The sequence below is a fragment of the Mycobacterium sp. IEC1808 genome (assembly GCF_002101935.1).
In the GTDB taxonomy this organism is placed as follows: Bacteria; Actinomycetota; Actinomycetes; order Mycobacteriales; family Mycobacteriaceae; genus Mycobacterium.
This window is the reverse complement of record NZ_LQPV01000009.1, coordinates 93,698-113,366: the sequence shown is the minus strand read 5'-3', so window position 1 is coordinate 113,366 and position 19,669 is coordinate 93,698. Positions and strand designations below refer to the sequence as shown.

Sequence of the window (19,669 nt, the reverse complement as noted above, 5' to 3'; positions counted from 1 at the left end):
TCATGACCGGCGCTCGTGGGCGGCCTAACCGCCCGGTGGCGCGCCTCGCGCTGCCCGGCACGGTGGCCGTCCTATTGCTCGCGGCACCTGTCGCGCGGGGCGACGCCGCCGGCCCGCTGGTCGCGTTGGTCGACGCCGCCGCACAGCGGCTCCAGGTCGCCGAGCCGGTGGCCGCCTTCAAGTGGAGGACGGGCGGCGCCATCGAGGACCCGGGCCGGGTCCAGCAGGAGCTCGCCAAACTGGGCGCCGAGGCGAGCGCCGCGCGCGTCGACCCGAATTACGTCACCCGCGTCTTCGGCGATCAGATCAACGCAACCGAGGCAATCGAATACGCGCGGTTCGCGGACTGGAAGCTGAACCCGGCGGACGCGCCGGGCGTGGCGCCAGACCTGTCGGAGTCGCGGTCGACGATCGACGGCCTCAACCACACGATGCTGACTGCGATCGTGGCCGGCTGGGACCTGTTGCACTCCCCCGGCTGCGCCTCGGACCTGGACGCCGCGCGAAGCGAAGTCGCCCGCGCCCGCCAACTCGACGGCCTTTACCAGCAAGCCCTTTCGCTTGCGACCAAATCGTATTGCCAGGGCTAATTTATTTAATTCTCACCATTCTCTAAAGCTCTGATTTCGCTGCTCAGGGGCTCAATTGCGCTGCTAGACGGCTTATCTCGCCACCTTTTCGAATCGGTAACGCTTCGGACACGCCCCGCGAAATGCCTGGCATGAGAAAACTCTGCAAGCCTCTCATCACGTCCGCCATCATCGGCGGGTTCGTTGCAGCATCGCTGAGTTCCTCCGGCGTCGCAGGCGCCGCTCCCGGCGCCCCCAACTGGGACGCGGTCGCCCAGTGCGAATCCGGCGGCAACTGGCACGCCAACACCGGCAACGGGGAATACGGTGGGCTGCAATTCAAGCCGGGCACCTGGGCCCAGTACGGCGGTGTCGGCAATCCGGCAGCCGCGTCCAGGGAAGAGCAGATCGCCGTCGCCAACCGGGTTTTCGCGCAAGACGGACTCGATCCGTGGCCGAAGTGCGGCTCGGCGTCGGGCCTGCCGATCGCGATGTACACGCACCCCGCGCAGGGCATCAAACAGATCATCAACGGGCTTATCCAGGCGGCCGTCCCGCACTGACGGATATCGCGCCCTATGAGCCGGGGCGAAGCTGTGTTTGGATCAGCGCATGGAAGGTTCGGCGACTGTTCACATGGCGGCGCCCGCGGACAAGATCTGGGATCTCATTGCGGACGTTCGCAACACGGGACGGTTCTCCCCGGAGGTGTTCGAGGCGGAGTGGCTGGGCGATGCGACCGGCCCCGCGCTCGGCGCCCAGTTTCGCGGCCACGTCAAGCGAAACGAGATGGGACCGGTCTACTGGACGACGTGCAAGGTCACCGCATGCGAGCCCGGCCGCGAATTCGGGTTCGCGGTAATGCTCGGCGACCGGGCCGTGAACAACTGGCACTACCGGTTGGCGCCCAGCGGCGGCGGCACCGACGTGACCGAGTCGTTTCGGCTCAATCCCGCGCCGTGGCTGGGCATCTACTGGTTGTTGGGCGGATTCCTGCGCAGGCGACGCAACATCCGCGATATGACCAAGACCCTCAACAGGATCAAAGACGTGGTCGAGGCGGGCTGACTCGACGTGAAATCGGTCTTCATCACCGGCGCGGGCAGCGGCATGGGCCGCGAGGGAGCGAAGCTGTTCCACGCCAACGGCTGGCGCGTCGGCGCGGTGGACCGCAACGAGGACGGCCTGACGACGCTGCGAGGAGAGCTGGGTGACGACCGGCTGTGGACGCGTGCCGTCGACGTCACGGATAAGGCCGCGCTCGAAGCCGCGCTGGCCGACTTCTGCGCCGGCAACCCCGACGGCGGGCTCGACATGATGTGGAACAACGCCGGCATCGGCGAATCGGGCTGGTTCGAGGATGTCCCGTATGAGGCCGCGATGCGCGTCGTCGAGGTGAACTACAAGGCGGTGCTGACCGGCGCGTACGTCGCGCTGCCCTACCTGAAGAAGCGGCCCGGCAGCCTGATGTTCTCGACGTCGTCGTCTGCGGGCACCTACGGGATGCCGCGCTTAGCGGTCTATTCGTCGACCAAGCACGCGGTCAAAGGGTTGACCGAGGCGCTCAGCGTGGAATGGCAACGGCACGGGGTGCGCGTGGCCGACGTGTTGCCGGGTCTGATCGACACCGCCATCCTCACCACGACCACCAACCACTCGGACGACGGCGGGCGGGCGATGTCCGGCGAGGACGTCCGAGCCAGCGCGCCGAAGAAGGGCATGATGCGGCTGATGCCGGCGAGCAGCGTCGCGGAGGCGGCCTGGCAGGCCTATCACAACCCGAAGCGGCTGCATTGGTACGTGCCGAAGAGCATTCGCGTGATCGACCTGCTCAAGGGTCTGAGTCCGGAGTTGGTGCGGGGCCGCATCGTCAAGGCCCTGCCCGCGCTGATGCCGAAGCAGCAGTGAGGGGGATGGCAGGGTGCGAAACCGTTGGGCCGCAGCCATTTTGGTGCTGATCGCGGGGGCCGGTGTGGCCGGTTGCGGGCAGGCGCAGACGGTGCCCCGCAAAGCCGCCCGGGTGACCGTCGGGGGCGCCGCCCAGACGACGCGTCCCGCCGCGTGCAGCCAGACCCAGTCCTATCGGACCCTCGACATCGCCGATCACGATGCGCACGTCGAGGCGGTGGTGATGCTCAGCGGCTACCGGGCCATCCCGCAGTGGGTGAAGATCCGCAACTTCGGCGGGTTCACCGGCAGCTTCTGGCAGGGCGGGGTCGGAGACGCGCACGCCGACGTCACCAACAACGCCTACACCATCACCGGTAGCGCATACGGAATCAGCAGCAGCGACCCCAACAAGACGGTGACCACCGACTTCAAGATCATCGCCGAGTGCTGAGCGGGCACGCGAATTCCGCCTAGGCTGGGTCCAAACCACCGAGCTGATGGAGGCCCCGTGAAGGAGAGATTGCACTGGCTCGTGATGCACGGGTTCATCCGGGGCGTCGCGGCGATCGGCATGCGGCGGGGCGACCTTCAGTCCAGGTTGATCGCCGACCCGACGATCGCCAACGACCCGGTTCCGTTCTACGAGCAGCTGCGCGCCCAGGGGCCGCTGGTGAAGGGCCGGGTGAACTACCTGACCACCGACCATGCCCTGGCCCACGAGCTGCTGCGGTCGGACGACTTCCGTGTGGTGAACATGGGGTCGAACCTGCCGGCGCCGATGCGTTGGGTTGAGCGCCGCACCAACGACGACGATCTCCTGCATCCGCTGCGCGCGCCGTCGCTGCTGGCCGTCGAGCCGCCGGACCACACGCGCTACCGCAAGACGGTGTCGGCCGTGTTCACGCCCAGGGCGGTCGCCGCGTTGCGCGACAACGTCGAGCGCACCGCGACCGACCTGTTGGATCGGCTGACCGGCGAGCCCGGCGTGGTCGACATCGTCGGGCGATACTGCTCGCAGCTCCCCGTCGCGATCATCAGCGACATCTTGGGAGTCCCCGAGCGAGACCGGCCCCGGGTCCTGGAATTCGGCGAACTCGCCGCGCCGAGCCTGGACATCGGACTGCCCTGGTGGCAATACCGCACCGTGCAGAAAGGGATCGTCGGGTTCAACGCCTGGCTCGCCGATCACCTGCGCGAGCTGCGGCGCGCCCCCAGCGACAACCTGATGAGCCAGCTGATCCAAACCGCCGAAAGTGGCTCCGCCGAAACGCATCTCGACCCCGACGAACTTCAGGGCATCGCAGGCCTGGTGTTGGCCGCGGGCTTCGAGACCACGGTGAACCTGCTGGGCAACGGAATCCGGATGCTGCTGGACACACCCGAGCATCTGGACACGTTGCGTCGCCGACCCGAGTTGTGGCCCAACGCAGTTGAGGAGATCCTGCGCCTCGACTCGCCGGTGCAGCTCACCGCGCGGGTGGCGCTGCGCGACGTCGACGTGGCCGGCATGCGGATCAAACGCGACGAGTTGGTGGTGATCTACCTGGCCGCCGCTAACCGGGATCCGTCAGTGTTCCCCGACCCCGACCGCTTTGAAATCGAAAGACCAAATGCCGGAAGGCATCTCGCGTTCTCCGGGGGACGGCACTTCTGTCTGGGAGCCGCCCTCGCGCGTGCCGAGGGGGAAGTCGGGCTGCGGACGTTCTTCGACCGTTTTCCGGAAGTGCGGGCGGCCGGCACCGGAAGCCGGCGGGACACGCGGGTGCTGCGCGGTTGGTCGACGCTGCCGGTGGTCCTGGGGCCGGCACGGTCGATGGCGCAGGTCGACGCCTGACGGACTAGCGGCGGCGGCGGCGCCGCCGGCCCGGCCAGCTCCTGTTGCCCGAACAGGCCGCGATGAGCGTGGTGGGGGCTGCCGTCACGGCGACGAGCGCCAGCCTTCGGATGGCTTCGCGCCGGGTCAGCAGGCCGTCGACCGGATCGGCCCCGATCTCCTCGGAGGTATCGCGCTGCGATGTCACGACGCAAGTATGCGGCAAAGCCGCAGCCAACAGCGGGATTTGTGAGCGGTTGGTCCACCGGCTAGGGGTCCTCGCCCGGGGGGCCGCTTCGCCAGCGAAGCGCCCCCGACGCGACGATGATCACCGCGGGCAACGTGCCGGCCGCGAAAATGCCGAACTGCCAAGCCCATCCGATCGCCTTGTTGCGGAATTCCTCGTCGTGGGCGACCTCGGTGCCGGTGGGTGTCCTGGCGACGCAGCCGTGGGTCTTGGCCCACCAGTCGTTGCGCACCAATTCGTAGCCGTGGGCGTTCACCCAGTCATGGCAATCCTCGCTGGTCCCCCAGAACCCGCGGGCGAGCGCCCCGCCCGCGCCGGCCAGCATTCCGACCAGTGCAATGCCGATCAGCACCCTGGCCCGCGTGCTCATCGAGCCGCGGCTCATTGTCCGGCCAGGTAGCGGCCGAACCAATCGAGCAGCCGCTGCCACGAGTCGGCCGCGGCGGTGGCGTTGTAGCGCGGACCGGTGTCGTTGAGGAAGGCGTGGTCCGCGCCGGGCTCGACGACGATCTCGTTGACCAACCCGGCGCGGTCAAGCGCGGCTTTCGCGGCGGCCTGTGTCCCGGTGACCCGCGCGTCCAGAGCTCCGTAGATCGCCAGCACGGCGGCCCTGGATCCGGCGAAGTCCGGGTTGGCCGGCAACGGCCCGTAGAACGGGACCGCGGCCCACACCCCCGGCACGCCGGAGGCCAGCAGTTGCCACACCAATCCCCCGCCGAAGCAGAAGCCCACCACGCCAACCTTCTGGCCGGGGGCGCGCCGCTTCAGTTCCGCGACACCGGAATTCAGGTCGTGGGTGAACCGTTCCGGGGGGATGCCGCCCAACGCGGCGGTGGCCTGCGCCGGGTCCTGGAAGGCCGCGGTGCCGCCCTCCTCCGACAACAGGTCGATGGCGAGCGCCGAATAGCCGGCCCCGGCGAGCCGCCCGGCCACCGAGCGCACCCAGTCGGTCAGGCCCTTGTTCTCGTGAATGACCAGGACGCACCCCTTGGAATCGGCGACCTGGGCCCACGCCCCCTGCAGCTGGCCCTGTGGCCCGGCCCAGGTGATCGGCGTGGTCGGCCGCGTGTTGGCCGCGCCGGGTGGTTGCGCTGAGCCGGTTGAACTTTCGGGCGCGGACCTGGGCGCTCCCGCAGGGCTTTTCGCGGAGCAGGCCGAGATGAGCTCGGCGGCGGCCGCGGTCCCAAGGCCGAGCAGGGCCAGGCGCCGCAGGGTTTCGCGGCGGGTCAGCAGGCCGTCGACGTGGTCGGTCGCGATCTCCTCGGCTAAGTAGCGGCGCAGCGTGGTCACCCTGGCGAGTATGCCCAAAGCCGATGGTTGACACGTGTCCGGTAACCCGGTTTATTTGCCGCTATGACGGAAGTTTCTGAGGTCGCGGTCGAGGATGTCGTCGTCGGGATGTGGCAGGCACTGTCGCGGCGGGACTGGGATGCGGTCAAGACGTTCCTGAGCGACGACTGTCTCTACGTCGACATGCCGGTGCCCGCGTTGGCGGCGCGCGGTCCGGACGACATCGTCAAACGGCTCAAGATCGGGCTCGAGCCGCTGGCGGGCTACGAGAACCACGACGGCGTGCTGGTGTCCAACGGCTCCGACGTCATCTACGAGCATTCGGAGACTTGGACTTTCGCGTCGGGCGAGCAGGGCGTGCTCAGGTTCGTCACCGTCCACAAGGTCGAGGACGGCAAGATCACCGTGTGGAAAGACTATTGGGACATGCAAAGCCTGGTCGGCTTCGCACCACCCAATCACTTCGAGAACTTGGCGAGCGCCGACACCAGCTGGGTTTTCGACGCGTCGGCCTTGGTCTGACGGGCTATAAGGCACCATGACTCCTTCTACGTTGGGAGATTAGGAGCGGAGCGGGCCGCTGAGGCCGATAGCCGTAGCAGACGCGCTGCTGGGTGAACGCCGCAGGCTGCTCGTGTCCTTCGGTCTCCGCGATCGGCCACTGCCGCCACGGTGACGGGCCACCCCTGAGGAGAGCAGGGGCGGCTCGATTCATCGTCGAGATAGGCGCGGGCATCGTCCATCGGAGTAGCGGGCCGACTGCTTTCAAGTAGTGAACTACGCTATGCCGCGCGCGGGAGAGCTGAAACGGTGATTTAGTGGTCGTCTTTTACGGGCTAACGGCACGCAAGAGGGCAATCTAACCCAGGAAAGGGAAGTCTGTCATGTCGAATGCGCAAACGGAAAAGGCCCTTGACGAGATCACGCGTTGGGCTCGTGAATTCGCCGCGGGCGGGAATCCCGATGGTGGAGAGAACATCACTTTTGCAATCGCACGCCAGGGTTCGCACACGATCACGAATGCGTTTCTCGCCGAGGGCGACTGTACACAACCGTTCGTCCCGTCAGGCAAACGCGGCACGCTGCACAATCAACCGCCGCCAGAACTGCCACCGGCTGCGTTCTTCATTACGGGGGCGCACGGTGTCGACCAAGTGCCGCTCGGTATGGAAGTAGATCTGAATACGGGAACCGTGACGATGCAAGGGGCATTTCCCGAAATCGCATCAACGCTCAAGTTCAAGTTGGAGTACTTGGAGCATTTTACAGATGACGTTGGTAAAAATATCGCCTTCTACTCGAAATCGGATAAACCCGATGATAAGGCTGGGTACATAAGCGTGTTCTGTCTGATTGGCGCGGTTTAGTGGCACAAGGCTGAGGCGGCCTTCCGAAAACTTCGGATCCAAATCCCCAGAGCGTCGGCTGTAACCTCTGCTGTTGCAGTGCGCATGGCAGGAGGGAAAGCGTTTGCCGATTCGGAAATATCTGGGTCCACAACTGTGCTCGCGGCCCCCGGTCTACCGGGTCAGACCACATCGCTACATCCTGGCTACGGAAGGACTGCTGGAAATGCAAAGCCCCGTCAGCTTCGCGCCGCCAAATCACTTCGAGCGCCCGGCCACGGCCGACACCAGTTGGATTTTCGACGCGACAGCCTTGGTCGGACGAGCCCGCTGGTGGCGGGCTCTCGGACCGGTGGCTGATGGCTGCCATTGATTGCGTTCTGGCGCAGCGTGATTCGGCTATCCCGATCAACCGCGACGGTCACTTGAAGAAGTTGCTCAGGCCAAAGAAGCCCGCGATAAGGTTGCCGGTGTTGAGCAGACCCGACACCTGGCCGGATATGCCGGGGTTCAGGGCGCTCGGGACGCCGGTGTTGAAGAAGCCCGAGACGAAGGCGTTCACGGTGCTGCCGTAGGCCCTGTTTCCAAATCCCGACATGAAGCCGTCGGCTGTGGTGCCGCCGCTAGCCGTGTTGCCAAAGCCCGAAACGTCGAAGCCGGTGTTGCCGAAGCCCGACGTGGTCTGGCCGCTGTCACCGGTCAGCCCGAGGCCAGTGTTGACGTTGCCCGAATTCCAGATGCCCGTGTTGACGTTGCCCGAATTCCCCCATCCGGTGTTCGTGCTGCCCGAGTTCCAGAAACCCGTGTTGCCGCCCGTGTCCAGGGTGCCGCCCGCGTTCCCGAAGCCGGTGTCCAACTGGCCTGAGTTGAAGAACCCGGTGTTCAGCGCGCCCGAGTTGGCGAAGCCGAAGTTGGCCGTGCCGGAGTTCCCAAACCCGACGTTCCCCACGCCGGAGTTCCCGATGCCGAAGTTGCCGTGGGCGCCCGGCGCATTGACGGCTGCGTTGAGGATGCCGATATTGCCGTTACCGGAGTTGAAGAAACCAATATTGCCGGTACCGGAGTTCCCGATGCCGATGTTGCCGCTGCCCGAGTTCAGCCCGCCGAGGTGGAACTGGCCGGTCACGTAGTTGTAGTAGGTATCGCCCACGCCGATCTCGTTGTCGCCGGTGAGCCCGAGGCCGATGTTGGCGTTGCCGGTGTTGCCGGCGCCCGTGTTGCCGAAGCCGTTGTTCCCGGCGCCGACGTTGGAGTTGCCGTTGTTTCCGATTCCCCAGTTGGCGTTGCCGGTGTTCCCAAACCCTATGTTGCTCAACGGGCTACCCGGTGGGGTGGTGAAGTCGGAGTTGGTGTTCCCGAAGCCGACGTTGAGGCTGCCGGTGTTTCCGCTGCCGAAGTTGAGGTTGCCGGTGTTTCCGCTGCCGACGTTGCCAACGCTGGGGTGCAGAGCGTTGCCGTTCCCGCCGCCGATGTTCCTGTCGCCGGTGTTCCCGGTGCCGAGGTTGGAGTTGCCGGTGTTTCCGTTGCCCACATTGTTGGTGCCCCGGTTACCCAGACCCAGGTCGAAGGTTGGGGCGGCAGCGACCAGGCCTTGCTGCAGCGCCTGCAACGGCGCGGCATTCGTCGCCTCGGCCACGGCGTAGGTGATCCCGGCCCCGTTGAGGGCCTGCGCAAACTGGGCGTGGAACGCCGCGGCCTGGGCGCTCACTGTCTGAAAGCCCTGGCCGTGGGCGGAGAACAGCGCCGCTATGGCCGCCGACACCTCATCCTCGGCCGCGGCCAGCACCCCGCTAGTGGGGGCGGCGGCCGCCGCGTTGGCGGCGGTGAGGGCCGAACCGATGTTGGACAGATCCGTTGCCGCCGACGCGAGGAAGTCCGGGGCCGCCACCAGATAGGACATCGTTGTGCTCCTGCTCGATATCAACAATCCCCCCGGCGGACGGCACTGTATCGCCGTCGCACCCGCGCAGTGGGCGTTTCAACCAAACATTCACCCCGGCGTCAGGACCTAGACGGCTGTTGCGGTCTGAGTTTGGGACACGCGAAGCCGCTGAAGCGGCCCGTCGCCGAAAATGGTTAGCGCGCGTAATGATTCGTCATCGGAGGCCGGTCGCGCCCGCGGCCGCCGTCGGCATGGCTGCGGTCAAAGATGCTCCATGAGGCGGGACATCAGCTCGTCCTCGAGAAAACGGCGCTCATGCAGCGGGTAGGTCCTGGGCTCGGGCAGCTCAACATGAATGTGCCCGATCGCCGCGATTACCGCCGCGCCGGGCCAGTGGTGATGGGGACCGGCGTCCGACGCCGGAGATTCGGATTGCGCGTGGAATTTGGGCAGTAAGTGCAGCATGGCGGATGCCTTCGGGTCGTGGCTGGCTCCTACCAGTAGTCAAGCCTATTCAACACATGTTAGACAAGCATGATGGCGCCGGCAACGCCGATCGCCGAGGGAGAACGAACCCGACCTCGATGGAAGGGGTGCGCAGATCCGATGATCACCCGGCGGTGGAACGAGTCCGACGAGGCCAAGAGCAGCTACGTCAAGGAGCTGTTTTCCGCGCTGGCTTCGCGCTACAACGTGATGACCGATCTGTGGACCCTCGGGCTTCATCGCTTGTGGAAGCGACAAGCCATGGAGCTATGTGCCCTACGGCCGGGGGAACGGGTGCTGGACGTCGCGACCGGGACCGGTGACCTGGCGTTCCTGGAGGAGGCGGCCGTCGGGCCGGAGGGCAAGGTCGTCGGGGTCGACTCCTGCGCGGCGATGCTCGCGGTCGCGCGGGGTCGACACCTCGGCAGCGTCGACTTTCAGGAGGGCGACGCCATGGACCTGCCGTTCCCGGACGCATCGTTCGACGTGGTGACGATCAGCTTCGGGCTGCGCAACGTCGCGGACCGCGGCCGGGCGCTGCGCGAATTCCGGCGCGTCCTACGCCCGGGCGGCCGGTTGATGGTCCTCGACTTCAGCAAGCCGAACTCGAAGGTGCTGACGCTCCTGCACGACGCGCTCTACTTCGTGCTGATGCCGGCGCTGGGCTGGGCCGTGGCCTGGCACCGCGACGCCCATCACTACACCTCAGATTCGATCCGCACCTGGCTGTCCCGGGACGGGCTGGCCAAGGCAATGCTGGAATCGGGCTTCGCCGACGCCCGCTACGTCTCACTCAGCAGCGGGTTCGCAACCGTCCACTTCGGTGTGCGCGAACCCCGGCTGACCGAGCTAACAGCAACGGCGGCAACGGATTCGGCCTAGCGCTGCAGGGCCTCCTTGATCAACAGTGTTGCTGAGCGTTTGAGCACATCGCGCTCCCGGGTCAGGTCGGCGACCCCCTTACGCAGCGCGATGAGCTCCTCGCGCTCGCTCAACGGCGACGGCGCGTCCGGCGTCAACACGTCGAAGCCCCGCCACTGCGCCCGCGCGCGCTCGGTTGCGCCCTTCTCCCCTCCCGCCTGGGCCTGCCCGCAGCCGTTGGAGGCACCGGCGCCGTTACGTGGCGCGTTGACGATGCTGCCGATCGGACCGATCGCGGGCATCCCGCCCAGCGCACCCGTCGCTCCGGCCTGCGGCACCGAGGCGGCGCCCGCCACCGGCAATGCGCTTGCGGCCAACCGGATCTCGGGGGCCGCGCTGCCCCAGGACTGCGGCACCGAAAGTCCGCCCACCGAGGCCGCCCGGCCTGCCGACGCGCCGGGGCCGCCCACGGAGCCCGCCAGGGTCGACCCCGCGCCCGCGGGCACCTCGGAGACGTCGGAGGCCGCAATCGCCGGCGCCGCGGGTGCCGACAAAACCAATGCCGATTGGATCCACGGGTTTTCGAACGGGGCCACCAGGAACGAGACTCCCGAGGCAAGAAAGGCTCCCGTGCTGAAGAGGTTTTGATAACCCGAGGTACCAAACATCACGGCTTCGAAAGCCTGGACCGGAGCGCTGTTCAACAGATCCAGCAGCCACTGCGATGGCCCACCCGCGGCGAGCCCTTGCAGCGCGTTGGGCACCGCATTGAGCAGCTGCGACAGCGTCGACTGGATCGACGCGCCCGGCGTGCCTGACGCCTGACCGACCGCGGCGGCCTGGGCGGCGATCCCGCCCGGGTCGGTGTTCTGTGCCGGCGTGCTGAACGGCGCCAGGGTCGTCGCCGACGCCGAGGCGCCGGCGTATCCGTACATGGCGGCGGCATCTTGAGCCCACATCTCGATGTACTGGGCTTCGGTGGCCGCGATGGCGGGCGTGTTTTGGCCGAAGATGTTGGTGGCCACCAACGTCATGAGCAACGCCCGGTTGGCCGCGATCACCGGCGGTGGCACGGTGGCGGCGAACGCCGCCTCGTACGCCGCGGCCGCCGAGCGGGCCTGGTTGGCGGTCGCTTCGGCCTGTGCGGCGGTGGTATTCATCCACTGCACAAATGGAAATGCCGCCGCGGCCATCGACCCCGAGGCCGCGCCCAACCACTGTCCACCGGTGAGCGCCAACACCGCCGCCTGGTACCCACTCACCGCCGAGCCCAGCTCGGCCGCGAGCCCGTCCCAGGCCGACGCGGCGGCCACCAAGGGACCCGAACCCACTCCCATATACATCCGCCCGGAATTGATCTCCGGCGGCAGCGCCCCGAAATCAAAAATGCTCATGGCCGGATCGCCTCCTTGATCAAGCGGGCCACCGCATCTCGCTCCATCGCGAGGTCGGCCATCTCCTGGCGCAACTCGTTGAGTTCGAGGCGTTCGCGTTCACCCAACTCGGCGTCCGCATCTCGCCGCGTCGGCGTCGTGGGCGAATCCGATTGGCTCGCCAACAGGCTCCCGCCCGTCGCGATCTCCGGGATCACCTTGCGGCGGCCGCGGGAGGTGGAAGGGCCTTCCCCGACCCGGGGCGCGTTGACGACGCTGCCGATCGGGGGCATGCCGCCGAACCAGCCGGCCGGCCCGACCGCCTCCGCCTGGGGTAAGGCGTCCGGGTCAGCCATCGGCAATCCCCTTGCGGCAAGGCGGATTTCGGGCGCCGCGCTGCCCCAGGACTGCGGCACCGCGAGGTCGCCGACCGAGGCCGCCCGGCCCAGGCCCGCCGATACGTCGGCGCCGCGCACCGAGCCCGCCAGGGTAGACGTCGCCCCCGCGGTCACCCCGGACACATCCGACGCCGCCAGGCCAGCCGGCACCGCACCAACCGTCGGCACCACCGGTGCCAGCCCGGGAAAAGCCGCCGAGATCAGCGGGGCGACAAAGTAGATCGCGTCGACAGCCAAGAACGAGCCGCTGTTGCCGATACTGTTGACGGGCATACTCACCGCCGTGCTGAAGGTGTTGAGAGCGCTGCCCAGAGGGCTGTTCAACAGGTCGATCAGCCAGGTTACCGGGTCGAACGACGGTGATCCCGCGGCGAGGCTTCCCAGTGCGCTGGGCACCGCCGACAGGGCGGACAGCGTCTGTGACGTCGTTGCTTGCGCCGACGACGCCGCCGCAGCGACGGACTGGGCGCTCTCCCGGGCGGGGTTGGTGTTCGGCGCCGGCGTGCTGAACGGTGGCAAGGCGGTTGCCGTCGCTGCGGCGCCCGCGTAGCCGTACATGGCGGCCGCGTCTTGAGCCCACATGTCGCCGTACTCAGCTTCGGCCGCCGCGATCGCCGCGGTGTTTTGGCCGAAGATGTTGGTGGCCACCAATGCCATCAGCAACGCCCGGTTGGCCGCGATCACCGGCGGTGGCACGGTGGCGGCGTACGCCGCCTCGTACGCCGCGGCCGCCGAGCGGGCCTGGTTGGCGGTCGCTTCGGCCTGTGCGGCGGTGGTATTCATCCACTGCACGTAGGGGAAGGCCGCCGCGGCCATCGACACCGACGACGCGCCCAACCAGTGCCCGCCGCTGAGCTCCAGGATCGTCGCCTGATACGAACTGGCCGCCGAACTCATCGCCGCCGCCAAACCGTCCCAGGCCGACGCGGCCACCATCAACGGGCCTGAACCCGCTCCCATATACATCCGACCGGAGTTGACCTCCGGCGGCAACGCCCCGAAATTCACGAGTAGTACCTCCTCGCTAACTGGCCCCGCGGGTAAGCATGGCGCTATTCGGCCCGGAACGATAGAAATCGAGACGACGATGCGGAGGGCGGCTTGTCACGGGCGGACTACGAACGGATGCGGGCGGCGCATCTGAATGCGGTGCGCGCCGCCCTGGAAGACCACATCGCGCGGCTGGACTGGTCCCGTCAGCGCATCGAGCGCTACCAGGAATTGCGGCTGCGATCCCTGCTCGCCTTCGCCCGCGAACGCTCACCGTTTCACGCGCGGCGGCTGCGCGGGATCGACCCGGCGCGTGCCTCGGTCGCCGATCTGGCATCGCTTCCGATGATGACCAAGCGGGACGCCCAGGAACAGTGGGACAGCATCGTCACGGCATCCGGCCTCGACCGCGACCGCGCCGAACGCATTCTCGCTGAGCAGCAATGGTTTTCGTACACCCAGGGCAACGAGCAGATCTTCAGCTCGGGCGGGTCCAGCGGCGTGCGCGGCGTGTACGTATGGGATTGGCAGTTCTTCATCTCCGCGGCCTGCCTGGCGTGGCGCACCCAGACCCGCGAAGAGCAACGCGGCGAGACCATTTCGCGCGGCACGCGGCTGGCGGTGCTGGAGGCCGGCGTTCCGCCGCATGCCAGCACGCCGCTGTTCGACGTGCCGACCGTCCCGGGGATGGAGACTGTCGTGATCGCCGCCGGCGGCCCGTTCGAGGAGGTGCTTGCCGCGGTGGCCGCCGGGCGCCCCACCCACCTGGTGGGCTACCCGTCCGTGATCGGGCGGCTCGCCCGCGCCGCGATCACCGGCGGGCTTCGCATCGAGCCGGTGCGCATCAGCACGAACTCCGAGCCGTTGCTCGAGGAGGACCGGCGGGCGATCCGCGAGGCGTGGGGCGCGCCGATCCACAATCTCTGGGGCTCAACGGAAATCGGGGTGCAAGCGGTGGGCTGCGCCCGCGGCCAGGGGCTGCACGTTTGCGAGGACGAGGTCGTCCTGGAGCGGGTCGACGACGACGGCAGGCCGGTGGGGCCCGACCAGCCGGCCGCACGCACGCTCGCCACCGGACTCGCCAACCGAACGTTCCCCTTCATCCGCTACGACCTCGGCGACGAGGTCACGCCACTGCCGGGTGAGTGCGCCTGCGGCAGCGCGTTCGCTCGGGTTGCCGACATCGGCGGACGCCACGACGACGACTTCCGTTACGGCGCAACGACGATCCCGGCGACCGCGTTCCGTCACGTCCTGGGCACCGATCCGCGGATATCCGAATACCAGGTCACCCAGACCGCCGCCGGGGCCGACATCGTGGTCGTCGGGAACCCAGACCGAGAGGCCCTGGGTTCCGCACTGGTTGCCGCGCTGCGACGGTACGGGTTGCCCGAGCCGGAGATCCGGATCCGGGCCGCCGACACCCTGCAGCGCCATCAGGGCAGCGGAAAGCTGCGACGGTTCATACCGCTCTAGCGCTGCTGCGACGACGGCGCCGAAAAGCCCCTTACCCCAAGTTCGACTGACCGCGACTCGAGCGCAGCTGCGGCTGTTCAGCGGCCTGTTCCCTGGCATAGCACAGCATCCGCTCGCTCAAGTGGATCAGCGGATCCTCGTGCCCGCTCGGCATCGTATAGGCCAACCGGCGCAACTCGATGGCGAACTCACCCAGGCGCTGGCTCAGGGACGCGACAGACATGAAACGGCTACTACAAGTGGTGTGGTGCGGGACAACATCGCCCCCAAACCTCCCCATTGGTTCCTGATCTTGCTTGCGACGCGGCCCGACTCGTCAATGAAAGCGTAGTTGGCGCTGCAGCTTACTCACAATGGCAATTGTGAAAACCCCCGTCATCAGTTTCCGCCCGGCTAGGTCTCGGCCAGGCGCTTGAGGCACTTCAGGGTTTCGGACAGGTTGCGGCCGACCTGACGCACGGCGATTCGGTCGGCGATGTAGCCGAGCAGGCCGCCGGGCGCCTGGTAGGACAGCCGGAACGTCACCTTGGTCTTGCCGTCGGCGGCGTCGCGCAGCCGGATGCGCCCACGCAGGTTGACTCCGGTGATCCCCACCCACGCGACGTCGCGGCGGTCGTCGAACTCGACGATCTCGATCAGGCCGCCGACCGGCACCGAGCCGATCTTCCAGTGCACGGTATAGCGCGCACCGACGCCGCGTTCGATGTCGTTCGACGACTCCCAGCGCTCCAGGCTGGTCATGAACGACGGATAGCAGTCCGGATCGCTGACGATCTTCCAGACCGCGTCACGGTCGGTGTTGATTACACAGCGGCGTTCGACGCGCATCAGCCGATCACCGGGAATCGACGCTCGGCGGCCAGGCGATCGACGCCGCCCTGCAGGCTGGCCATCACCTTGTCGTGGACGGCTTCGTCGTCTCCGTCGACGTCGATCGGGTGTTGCACCTCGATGACGATCTTCGTCGGCAGCGGAATGTGGCCCGCGAGGTCGCTGATGTTTAGGCCCCAGGGCAGGGCCAGCGATATCGGGATGCTCTTGAGCCGCAGCAACTTGTCCGCCATCAGCAGCTTGGCCAGCCACTGCCCGCGGTTGAGGAACAGCGCGCTCTCCTGGCCGCCGACGCTGGCGACGGGCACTATCGGCACGCCGGCCTCCCGGGCCAGCCGCACGTAGCCCTTGCGGCCGCCGAAATCGACCTTGTGGCGCTCCCATGACGGGCGGAACACCTCGTAGTCCCCGCCGGGATAGACCAGCAGCGCCGCGCCGGAATCCAATGCCAGGCGGGCGTTTTCGGGATTGGCGGCGACGGTGCCGAACTTGCGTAACCAGCCCAGCGGCGGCGCGGAGACGACGAGGTTGTGCGCCAACTGATAGAAGGGCCGCTCGACGCCGAAGTACGAGCAGAACGCGAGCGTGAACACGAAAGTGTCAGGGGGCACGTTGCCGCCGCTGTGATTGCCGACCAGCAGCACCGGCCCCTCCGCCGGGATGCGGTCCAGGCCCCGCACGTCGGCCCGAAAGTACAGCGACGCCAGCAGCCAGGTGCCCGGAAGCTGGTCGCGGATGTAGTCGGGGTCGCGCTGGTCGAGGTCGGCTTTGGGAACCCGCGACACCACCTGGTTGCGGGCCCACCCCAAGACGTCCCCCATGGTCGCCATTACGGCGGTGTACCCCGGTGTCGCCGGGCGTCAAACGCGGTAGATGCGGGCGGCGTTGTCGCGGGCGACGAGGTCGACCACCCGAATCGCGTCGTCGCGGCTCCAGTCTCCGTCGGCGACGAATCTGCTCAGCACGCGATGAATGCCCTTGCGCCACAAAGCCGCACCGAGGAAGTGCAGTTCCGGGGGGCCGTAGCCGTCCGACGAGTACAGGATGCGTCGGAACGGCGCCATTTCCAGTAGCCGGGCGAGGAACGACGGTGACCGCGCACCCAGGTAGTTCACGCTCAGCCCGCCATCGACGTAGACGTTGTTGAAGGCCTGCGCCAGGTAGCCGGCCTCGCGCTCGAAGGGATAGCAGTGCAACAGCACGATCGGCGTGGGAGCGGATTGCCGCAGTAAATCGAGCAGCAATAGCGGGTTGGCCTGGTGCAGGTCGCAGTCCCGGTCGCCGAAGCCGACGTGGAACTGCAGGGGCTTGCCGAGCCGCAACGCCTGGTGCAGCCCGAACCGCAGCAGCACCCGATCGGTCAGCCGGGTGCCGCCGCTGTCGCGCCAGCGGCCCGCGGCCTCGGCGACCTGGGCCGCGGACGGTTCGCTCAGGTCGCCGCGGAACCCGCCGCGGTAGGCCAGGATGGACTTAGTGCCGACGGCGGTGGCCGCCCGCCGGTGCAGGATCTCCTCGAAGGCCGAGGCGTAGTCGCCCGGCGCCTGAGCGGCCTGCTCGGCCACCTGCTCGAGCCGGACGACCTCGTGCGCGCGGTTGCCCGACCACTCGGCCATCTCGGCGGTGCCGGCCGTGGCCCCGCCGCCGATTCCGGTGTCGACGAGCCAGTCGCTCACGTTGGCGGCCGGCAGGAACCGCCTCGCCAGCTCGGCTTCCGTGTGCTGCCGACGTCGTTCCCAGTAGGCCTGCGGGTCAACGTGTTTGGGCAGCCCGAGGATGGGGGCGCAGTGGGCACGCACGGCGAAGCCGAGCTGGGAGTCGAAGCCGGAGTCGACGAGCGGTTCGGTGTTGGCCTCGTTGAGGGCGTTCTCGAACCGTCCCCGATCCCCCGCCGCCAACCAGGACCCGTGGACGTGCTGGTCGATCAGCGCCACCTGATCGATGTGCTCCGCCAGGGCGTTCACAGGCTCCAGGCCATCCGGAACTTGTCTGTCAGCTGCTCGGCGTCGAGGTCGCCGTAGCGCTCATGCTCGAGGCTGCGGACCGCGACCACCATGTCGACCGCGGCGTCGCCCAGGATGCCCCGCAGCAAGGCCGAACCATCAAGCGCGGCAATGGCTTCCGGCTGTGCTTCCGGTAGGAGCAGGATGCCGGCGTCGGCGCGTTCCGACTCGGACAGCTTGGCCGGGTCCACGGTGATCTCCGGCGGCAGCGGCGCCTGGCGCTTGATCCCGTCGAGCGCCAGGCCGAGGATCGCCGCCGTCGCCAGGTAGGGGTTGGCCGACGGATCGACGATCTTGACCTCGACGTTGGCGCCGCGCGGATTCGCGGACCCACCCTTGATGAACCGCACCGCCGCCTCCCGGTTCTCGGTCCCCCAGCACGCGTAGGCGCCGGCCCAGTTCCCGGGCCGCATCCGCAGCCCGGACACGATGGATCCGCAGAGAATGCCCTGGGCTTCGGGCAGGCCAGCGATCACCCCGGCGACGGCGCTCTCCCCCGCCGCCGTCATGCCTGCTCGTCCGGGCCCGTCGGAAAACAGCGGCCCGTCCGGGCCGGCCAATGAAAAGTGTTGGTGCGCACCGGATCCGACGCTGCCGGCGAACGGCGCCGGTGACATGCTGACGCGCAGCCCCTGACGGCGCGCGGCCCGGCCGATGATGAGCCGGGTCACCGCCAGCTGATCGGCGGCGGCCACCGGCGCCAGCGGTGACAAGGAGATCTCGAACTGATTGGCGCCGTACTCGGGATGGAACTGCTCGATGCCGACACCGGCCGTCGTCGCCGCCGCGTTGACGTCGCGAATGAACGCTTCGTGTTCGAGCACGCCGGCCAGGCCGTATTGCGCCCACAGCGCGGCGGGCAGCCGGCCGCCGTCGGGCTGGACCAGGAGGAACTCGATCTCGTGCCCCACGATCGCCTGCAGGCCGGCTTCTTCGATCGCGGCCTCGATCCGGCCCAGCGTGCCCCGGGCGCACGCCGGCACGGGTGTGCCGTCCTGCTCGAAGAACGAGGCGGGCGCCCAGGCCAGCCCGTCGCCGACGATCCGCATGGCCGACAGGTCGATGCGCAGCCGCTGATCGCCGACCACCCCGACCTTGTCGGTGAACGCGATGCCGCTCTGGTCGATCGTGAAGCCGTGCCAGGAGGGGCTGGCGCCCAGGCCGGGATCGGCAAAGGTGTTGGTGCGCCGGATCGGGACCGTTTTGGCGTGCGTGAGACCGGCGGGGTTCACGACGCTGCCGATGACCGTGTCGACGCCTTCGCCCTCCAGCTGAGCGATCGCGGCGGCGGCGAGCGGGGTGGCTGTCATGGCAGCCATTGTGGCAACTCGGTCAGTTCTGGCGCGGGATCAACTCGGTGGCGAAGCGATCGAGGAAGTCGTCGAGCGGCGCCTTGCCCGCCGGCCGGATGACGAATTTGGTCAGCCCGGCGTCGAGGTAGGCGTCGAGTTGGCGGTGCAGTTGGTCCCAGTCGGCGGCGATCAGCTCGCGGGGATCGAGTTCGGGGCGCCGCCGCCGGGCCGCCGCCACCAGCTCCGGGGACAACTCGCCGTCCGCGACGGCCAGCGAGATGCCGTAGTGGTCGGGCTCGATGCGCCGACCGGCTTCCGCGGCGGCCCGTTCGATCGCCTCGCGTCCCGCGCGCGCCTCGGCCGGGGTGAGGAAGCTGCCCAGCCACCCGTCGGCCAGCGCGCCGATGCGCCGAAACGCCGCCGGCGCGGAGCCGCCCAGCCAGATGTCCAGCGGCGGCACCGGCCGCGGGGCGACCGCGGCCCCGCTCACGGTGAAATACCGGCCGTTATAAGTGGCGGCGTCGTCGACCAGCGCCGCGCGCAGCACCCGCAGCGCCTCGTCGAACACGGCCGCGCGTTCGCCGTCGGGGACCACGAACACCTCCCGTTCGGCCGGAATCGCCGAACGCAGTCCGAAGACGGGCAGGACGCGTTTGGGGGCGACCGCCGCCAGCGACGCGAGCTGCTTGGCCACCAACACGGGGTGCCGCCCCGGCAGCACGGCCACCGACGTGCCCACCTTCAACCGGGTCGTGCGGGCCAGCGCGTAGGCCATGCCGACCATCGGATCGACCGCCGGGGAGTAGACCAGCTCGGAGAACCACAGCGAGTCGACCCCGCTGCTCTCCAAATGATCGACGATGCCTGCGAGCCGGTCCGGGGCGGTGTCCAGTCCCAGCCCAACGCCGAAGCGAATCTTCACAGG

23 protein-coding genes are annotated in these 19,669 nt (G+C 68.0%); 10 read left to right on the top strand and 13 right to left on the bottom strand.

Annotated features, from left to right (window positions below):
- The first annotated feature begins 50 nt into the window (after positions 1 to 50).
- The 6 genes from AWB92_RS06395 to AWB92_RS06370 all read left to right on the top strand — a co-directional run bounded on the left by AWB92_RS06395 (position 51) and on the right by AWB92_RS06370 (position 4,293).
- The gene (locus tag AWB92_RS06395) at positions 51 to 590 is read left to right on the top strand and encodes a chorismate mutase (RefSeq protein WP_085184568.1); all 540 of its coding nucleotides are present in this window, start codon (positions 51 to 53) and stop codon (positions 588 to 590) included.
- 131 nt (positions 591 to 721) lie between these two features.
- Complete coding sequence (locus AWB92_RS06390; RefSeq protein ID WP_068107642.1) at positions 722 to 1,132, top strand: transglycosylase family protein; 411 nt, start codon at positions 722 to 724, stop codon at positions 1,130 to 1,132.
- A gap of 31 nt (positions 1,133 to 1,163) precedes the next feature.
- Entirely contained in the window at positions 1,164 to 1,637 is a 474-nt protein-coding gene (locus AWB92_RS06385) for an SRPBCC family protein (RefSeq protein ID WP_173817369.1), read from the top strand.
- A gap of 6 nt (positions 1,638 to 1,643) precedes the next feature.
- Complete coding sequence (locus tag AWB92_RS06380; protein ID WP_085184552.1) at positions 1,644 to 2,477, top strand: SDR family oxidoreductase; 834 nt, start codon at positions 1,644 to 1,646, stop codon at positions 2,475 to 2,477.
- 13 nt (positions 2,478 to 2,490) lie between these two features.
- Positions 2,491 to 2,910, top strand: a complete 420-nt coding sequence (locus AWB92_RS06375; protein WP_085184551.1) for a lipoprotein LpqH — start codon at positions 2,491 to 2,493, stop codon at positions 2,908 to 2,910.
- A gap of 57 nt (positions 2,911 to 2,967) precedes the next feature.
- Positions 2,968 to 4,293: a cytochrome P450 gene (locus tag AWB92_RS06370; RefSeq protein ID WP_085184550.1), complete on the top strand. Its 1,326-nt coding sequence runs from the start codon at positions 2,968 to 2,970 to the stop codon at positions 4,291 to 4,293.
- A 4-nt stretch (positions 4,294 to 4,297) separates the two neighbouring features.
- Here the strand turns inward: AWB92_RS06370 and AWB92_RS06365 are convergent, their stop codons facing one another.
- The 3 genes from AWB92_RS06365 to AWB92_RS06355 all read right to left on the bottom strand — a co-directional run bounded on the left by AWB92_RS06365 (position 4,298) and on the right by AWB92_RS06355 (position 5,809).
- The gene (locus tag AWB92_RS06365; protein WP_085184549.1) at positions 4,298 to 4,480 is read right to left on the bottom strand and encodes a hypothetical protein; all 183 of its coding nucleotides are present in this window, start codon (positions 4,478 to 4,480) and stop codon (positions 4,298 to 4,300) included.
- Between the two features lie 61 nt (positions 4,481 to 4,541).
- Positions 4,542 to 4,889: a hypothetical protein gene (locus AWB92_RS06360; RefSeq protein WP_142281960.1), complete on the bottom strand. Its 348-nt coding sequence runs from the start codon at positions 4,887 to 4,889 to the stop codon at positions 4,542 to 4,544.
- Positions 4,890 to 4,900: 11 nt separating this feature from the next.
- A complete protein-coding gene (locus AWB92_RS06355; RefSeq protein WP_085184547.1) occupies positions 4,901 to 5,809 on the bottom strand; it encodes a dienelactone hydrolase family protein in 909 nt (302 codons plus the stop codon).
- 63 nt (positions 5,810 to 5,872) lie between these two features.
- Here AWB92_RS06355 and AWB92_RS06350 point away from each other — a divergent pair, with 63 nt between their 5' ends.
- Both AWB92_RS06350 and AWB92_RS29290 read left to right on the top strand, forming a co-directional pair.
- Entirely contained in the window at positions 5,873 to 6,331 is a 459-nt protein-coding gene (locus AWB92_RS06350) for a limonene-1,2-epoxide hydrolase family protein (protein WP_085184546.1), read from the top strand.
- Positions 6,332 to 6,693: 362 nt separating this feature from the next.
- Entirely contained in the window at positions 6,694 to 7,176 is a 483-nt protein-coding gene (locus tag AWB92_RS29290; protein WP_142280261.1) for a hypothetical protein, read from the top strand.
- A 400-nt stretch (positions 7,177 to 7,576) separates the two neighbouring features.
- Here AWB92_RS29290 and AWB92_RS31010 read toward each other — a convergent pair whose 3' ends face one another.
- Both AWB92_RS31010 and AWB92_RS06335 read right to left on the bottom strand, forming a co-directional pair.
- Positions 7,577 to 9,055 (bottom strand): PE family protein, encoded by a 1,479-nt coding sequence (locus tag AWB92_RS31010; protein WP_085184544.1) that lies wholly within the window; start codon positions 9,053 to 9,055, stop codon positions 7,577 to 7,579.
- Between the two features lie 243 nt (positions 9,056 to 9,298).
- A complete protein-coding gene (locus AWB92_RS06335) occupies positions 9,299 to 9,502 on the bottom strand; it encodes a hypothetical protein (RefSeq protein WP_068177107.1) in 204 nt (67 codons plus the stop codon).
- 141 nt (positions 9,503 to 9,643) lie between these two features.
- Between AWB92_RS06335 and AWB92_RS06330 the strand changes: the two genes are divergently transcribed.
- Positions 9,644 to 10,405, top strand: coding sequence for a ubiquinone/menaquinone biosynthesis methyltransferase (locus AWB92_RS06330; RefSeq protein WP_158090357.1), 762 nt, complete (start codon positions 9,644 to 9,646; stop codon positions 10,403 to 10,405).
- Here AWB92_RS06330 and AWB92_RS31005 read toward each other — a convergent pair.
- Both AWB92_RS31005 and AWB92_RS31000 read right to left on the bottom strand, forming a co-directional pair.
- Positions 10,402 to 11,778 (bottom strand): PPE family protein, encoded by a 1,377-nt coding sequence (locus AWB92_RS31005; protein WP_085184542.1) that lies wholly within the window; start codon positions 11,776 to 11,778, stop codon positions 10,402 to 10,404. The genes AWB92_RS06330 and AWB92_RS31005 overlap by 4 nt on opposite strands.
- Positions 11,775 to 13,163: a PPE family protein gene (locus AWB92_RS31000; RefSeq protein WP_142281959.1), complete on the bottom strand. Its 1,389-nt coding sequence runs from the start codon at positions 13,161 to 13,163 to the stop codon at positions 11,775 to 11,777. Before AWB92_RS31000 ends, AWB92_RS31005 begins: the two co-directional genes overlap by 4 nt.
- Before the next feature lie 117 nt (positions 13,164 to 13,280).
- Between AWB92_RS31000 and AWB92_RS06315 the strand changes: the two genes are divergently transcribed.
- On the top strand, positions 13,281 to 14,621 hold the full coding sequence (locus AWB92_RS06315; protein WP_085184566.1) for a phenylacetate--CoA ligase family protein: 1,341 nt from the start codon (positions 13,281 to 13,283) through the stop codon (positions 14,619 to 14,621).
- Positions 14,622 to 14,652: 31 nt separating this feature from the next.
- Here AWB92_RS06315 and AWB92_RS06310 read toward each other — a convergent pair whose 3' ends face one another.
- The 6 genes from AWB92_RS06310 to AWB92_RS06285 form a co-directional block, all read right to left on the bottom strand.
- Positions 14,653 to 14,844 carry a hypothetical protein gene (locus tag AWB92_RS06310; RefSeq protein WP_068177097.1) on the bottom strand — a complete coding sequence of 64 codons (192 nt, stop codon included), beginning with the start codon at positions 14,842 to 14,844 and terminating at the stop codon, positions 14,653 to 14,655.
- 170 nt (positions 14,845 to 15,014) lie between these two features.
- Positions 15,015 to 15,449, bottom strand: coding sequence for an SRPBCC family protein (locus AWB92_RS06305; protein ID WP_085184541.1), 435 nt, complete (start codon positions 15,447 to 15,449; stop codon positions 15,015 to 15,017).
- On the bottom strand, positions 15,449 to 16,282 hold the full coding sequence (locus tag AWB92_RS06300) for a lysophospholipid acyltransferase family protein (protein ID WP_085184540.1): 834 nt from the start codon (positions 16,280 to 16,282) through the stop codon (positions 15,449 to 15,451). The genes AWB92_RS06305 and AWB92_RS06300 overlap by 1 nt, the downstream gene beginning before the upstream one ends.
- A 30-nt stretch (positions 16,283 to 16,312) precedes the next feature.
- Positions 16,313 to 17,413 (bottom strand): amidohydrolase family protein, encoded by a 1,101-nt coding sequence (locus tag AWB92_RS06295; RefSeq protein ID WP_085184539.1) that lies wholly within the window; start codon positions 17,411 to 17,413, stop codon positions 16,313 to 16,315.
- Entirely contained in the window at positions 17,410 to 18,762 is a 1,353-nt protein-coding gene (locus AWB92_RS06290) for a glutamine synthetase family protein (RefSeq protein WP_085184538.1), read from the bottom strand. The genes AWB92_RS06295 and AWB92_RS06290 overlap by 4 nt, the downstream gene beginning before the upstream one ends.
- 22 nt (positions 18,763 to 18,784) lie before the next feature.
- Positions 18,785 to 19,666, bottom strand: a complete 882-nt coding sequence (locus AWB92_RS06285) for a TIGR03854 family LLM class F420-dependent oxidoreductase (protein ID WP_085184537.1) — start codon at positions 19,664 to 19,666, stop codon at positions 18,785 to 18,787.
- Positions 19,667 to 19,669: the final 3 nt, after the last annotated feature.

Coding starts and splice junctions, on each gene's coding strand:
- AWB92_RS06300 (WP_085184540.1), bottom strand. CDS start 16,282: ATGGCGACCATGGGGGACGTCTTGGGGTGGGCCCGCAACCAGGTGGTG.
- AWB92_RS06335 (WP_068177107.1), bottom strand. CDS start 9,502: ATGCTGCACTTACTGCCCAAATTCCACGCGCAATCCGAATCTCCGGCG.
- AWB92_RS06305 (WP_085184541.1), bottom strand. CDS start 15,449: ATGCGCGTCGAACGCCGCTGTGTAATCAACACCGACCGTGACGCGGTC.
- AWB92_RS31005 (WP_085184542.1), bottom strand. CDS start 11,778: ATGAGCATTTTTGATTTCGGGGCGCTGCCGCCGGAGATCAATTCCGGG.
- AWB92_RS06310 (WP_068177097.1), bottom strand. CDS start 14,844: ATGTCTGTCGCGTCCCTGAGCCAGCGCCTGGGTGAGTTCGCCATCGAG.
- AWB92_RS06360 (WP_142281960.1), bottom strand. CDS start 4,889: ATGAGCACGCGGGCCAGGGTGCTGATCGGCATTGCACTGGTCGGAATG.
- AWB92_RS06330 (WP_158090357.1), top strand. CDS start 9,644: ATGATCACCCGGCGGTGGAACGAGTCCGACGAGGCCAAGAGCAGCTAC.
- AWB92_RS06315 (WP_085184566.1), top strand. CDS start 13,281: ATGCGGGCGGCGCATCTGAATGCGGTGCGCGCCGCCCTGGAAGACCAC.
- AWB92_RS29290 (WP_142280261.1), top strand. CDS start 6,694: ATGTCGAATGCGCAAACGGAAAAGGCCCTTGACGAGATCACGCGTTGG.
- AWB92_RS06390 (WP_068107642.1), top strand. CDS start 722: ATGAGAAAACTCTGCAAGCCTCTCATCACGTCCGCCATCATCGGCGGG.
- AWB92_RS06350 (WP_085184546.1), top strand. CDS start 5,873: ATGACGGAAGTTTCTGAGGTCGCGGTCGAGGATGTCGTCGTCGGGATG.
- AWB92_RS31010 (WP_085184544.1), bottom strand. CDS start 9,055: ATGTCCTATCTGGTGGCGGCCCCGGACTTCCTCGCGTCGGCGGCAACG.
- AWB92_RS06290 (WP_085184538.1), bottom strand. CDS start 18,762: ATGACAGCCACCCCGCTCGCCGCCGCCGCGATCGCTCAGCTGGAGGGC.